Annotated in this window: 3 protein-coding genes; all 3 read left to right on the top strand. The window is 67.3% G+C overall.

Translation table 11 applies throughout. From position 1 onward, the window contains the following. The coding region (locus AC2VON_RS22500; RefSeq protein ID WP_486954852.1) for an elongation factor G-like protein EF-G2 at window positions 1–1,882 on the top strand (1,882 nt) is incomplete at its 5' end. A 74-nt stretch (window positions 1,883–1,956) separates the two neighbouring features. Further along, window positions 1,957–2,433: a hypothetical protein gene (locus AC2VON_RS22505; RefSeq protein ID WP_486954853.1), complete on the top strand. Its 477-nt coding sequence runs from the start codon at window positions 1,957–1,959 to the stop codon at window positions 2,431–2,433. A 57-nt stretch (window positions 2,434–2,490) separates the two neighbouring features. Further along, on the top strand, window positions 2,491–3,255 hold the full coding sequence (locus AC2VON_RS22510) for a L,D-transpeptidase (RefSeq protein ID WP_486954854.1): 765 nt from the start codon (window positions 2,491–2,493) through the stop codon (window positions 3,253–3,255). The last annotated feature ends 25 nt before the right edge of the window (window positions 3,256–3,280 follow it).

The following is a 3,280-nucleotide window of genomic DNA, read 5'->3' on the forward strand; positions in this document are numbered from 1 at the left end:
GTCGCTGTCACACAACGACACCAAGGTCAACCTGATCGACACCCCCGGCTACGCGGACTTCGTCGGCGAACTGCGGGCCGGGCTGCGCGCGGCGGACTGCGCGCTGTTCGTCATCGCCGCCAACGAAGACGTCGACGAGGCGACCAAGTCGCTCTGGCAGGAATGCAGCCAGGTGGAGATGCCGCGAGCGGTGGTGGTCACCAAACTCGACCACGCCCGGGCGAACTACCCGAACGCGCTGACAGGCGCTCAGGCGGCGTTCGGGGGCAAGGTGCTGCCCCTGTACCTGCCGATCAACGGCGGGGCCGACGGACTGATCGGACTGCTATCCGAAACGGATCACGGCAACGAGGAAGCGCGCAGCACGTTGATTGAGGCGATCATCGAGGAATCCGAGGACGAATCGCTGATGGACCGCTATCTCGGCGGCGAACAGATCGAGCGGGCGGTGCTCACCGCCGACTTGGAGAAGGCGGTGGCGCGCGGATCGTTTCACCCGCTGATCCCGGTGTGCGCCAATACCGGCGTCGGGGCGGCCGAACTGCTGGAGGTGATCACCAGAGGATTCCCGTCTCCCCCGGAACATCGACTCCCCGAGGTGTTCACGCCGGATGGGGCGGCACGCACCGCACTGCGCTGCGATGCGAGCGGACCGCTGCTGGCCGAGGTCGTCAAGACGACCTCGGACCCGTATGTCGGGCGGGTCAGCCTGGTCCGGGTGTTCTCCGGGACCATCAGGCCCGACACAACCGTTCATGTGTCAGGCCATTTCACCTCGTTTTTTGGTGCGGATCCCGGGCCCGGCGGCGGCCACGCCGGCCGCACTGATCATGACGAGGACGACCGCATCGGTGCGCTGTCGTTCCCGCTCGGCAAACAGCAGCGGCCGGCGTCCGTGGTGGTGGCCGGCGACATCTGCACGATCGGCCGGTTGAGTCGGGCCGAGACCGGCGACACCCTGTCCGACAAGGCCACGCCGCTGGTGCTCAAACCCTGGACGATGCCGGAACCACTGCTGCCGGTGGCGGTCGCACCGCACGCCAAAAGCGACGAGGACAAACTGTCGGTCGGGTTGGCACGCTTGGCCGCCGAAGACCCGACGCTGCGGGTCGAGCAGAACCCGGAGACCCACCAGACCGTGCTGTGGTGCATGGGCGAAGCCCACTCCGGGGTGGTGCTCGACGCGCTAGCCAACCGCTACGGGGTGGCGGTGGACACCGTCACACTGCGCATACCGCTGCGGGAGACCTTCGCCGCCAAGGCGAAGGGGCACGGACGTCACGTCAAGCAATCCGGCGGCCACGGCCAGTACGCGGTCTGCGACATCGAGGTGGAGCCACTGCCGGAAGGCTCGGGCTTCGAGTTCGTCGATCACGTGGTCGGCGGCGCGGTGCCACGCCAGTACATCCCCAGCGTGGAGAAGGGGATCCGCGCGCAGATGGACAAGGGCGTCAGCGGCGGGGGCGGCACCGGGTATCCGATGGTCGACATCCGGGTCACCCTGCTCGACGGGAAGGCGCACAGCGTCGACTCGTCGGACTTCGCGTTCCAGATGGCCGGCGCGCTGGGGCTACGCGAGGCGGCGGCGGGCACCCACGTGCAGCTGCTGGAGCCGATCGACGAGGTCACGGTGCTGATCCCCGACGAGTTGGTCGGGGCGGTGATGGGTGACCTGTCCGCCCGCCGCTCCCGGGTGCTCGGTACCGACAAGGTCGGTGCGGACCGGACGTTGGTGAAGGCGGAGGTGCCGCAGGTCGAACTCACCCGCTACGCCATCGACCTGCGTTCGCTGTCTCACGGCGCCGGCTCGTTCACCCGGACGTTCGTCCGTTACGACCCCATGCCGGAATCGGCCGCTGCCCAGGTCAGGGCAACCGTGTGAGGGGCTGAGCCGGTACGATCGAGCACGCCGCCGGAGAGCTGTGATCTTCAGGCAACGTGACCAGGGAGGGGTCTATGACGGTCTTTCACGGGCTGCCGGCCCACATCCTGTTCAACCATTTCATCGTCGTGCTGGGCCCGCTGACAGCAATCCTGATGATCATCTGCGCGGTGTGGCCGCAGGCACGCCGGCGGCTGGTCTGGCTGGTGCTGGCGCTGGCGTTTTTCACCCTGATCATGACACCGCTGGCCATCCACGCTGGCGAATGGCTGGGCGATCATGTCGACGAGACACCGGCCGCGGACGATCACATGAATCTGGGCGAGACCGCCATCTACTTCTCGGTGGCGCTGGCGATCGCAGCCGTGCTACTGGCCGGCCTCCACGTTGTCCTGGAGCGCGGAAGCGCCGTGCATCCGGCGCTGCGATGGTCGATAGCCGCGGTCGTGATCACCGCGGCCGCCGTGACGACATTCCAGATCTACCGGATCGGCGAGTCGGGCGCGCGGGCAGTCTGGGGTGACTTGGTCCCAACGTGCTGTCAGCAGTAACCGCGGTAACCGCGGGGGTAGCTGTTATTGCGGGATTCTTGGGGGACAATGGACGCCATGTATCGAGCAGTGCGCCGCGTAGGCGCTCTAGGGGGAGTTTTCGCCGTTGCGATGGCGGTCTCCGCCAGTGTCAGCCAAGCCGCTGAGGCGCCCTCGGCGCCCGTCGTCGGCGTTGCGACGATCCAGCCCGCGCCCGGTTCGGTGGTGGGCGTGGGATACCCGGTGACGGTGACCTTCACCGGGCCGGTCGGTGACCGGGCCGCGGCCGAGCGTGGCATCCACATCACGGCCAAGCCCGGGCCGGGCAACAGCACCGGGCGATTCAACTGGGTCAGCAGCGATGTCGTGCAATGGATTCCGGACGGGTTCTGGCGGGCGCACAGCACGGTCGACGTCGAGGCGCACGGGCTGTCCACCGGTTTCGAAACCGGTGACGCCGTGCTGGCCGTCGCCGATATCTCCGAGCACACCTTCACCGTCAGCGTCAACGGCGAGGTGCTGCGGGTGATGCTGGCCTCCATGGGCAAGCCCAAGCGCCCGACACCGATCGGCTCCTTCACCGCGCTGTCGAAAGAGCGGACTGTCAAGTTCGATTCCCGCACCATCGGTATCCCCCTCAAAGATCCCGAGGGCTATCTGCTCGACGGCCAGTACGCGGTCCGGGTGACCTGGAGCGGTGTCTACGTGCATTCGGCACCGTGGTCGGTGGACTCCCAAGGGTATGCGAACGTCAGCCACGGCTGCATCAATCTCAGCCCGGACAACGCCGCCTGGTACTTCGACACGGTGCACATCGGCGATCCGATCATCGTGCAGGCCTGACCGGCGGTCGCCGGAGGAATGCCAT

Source organism: Mycobacterium sp. TH-M82 (assembly GCF_057473605.1).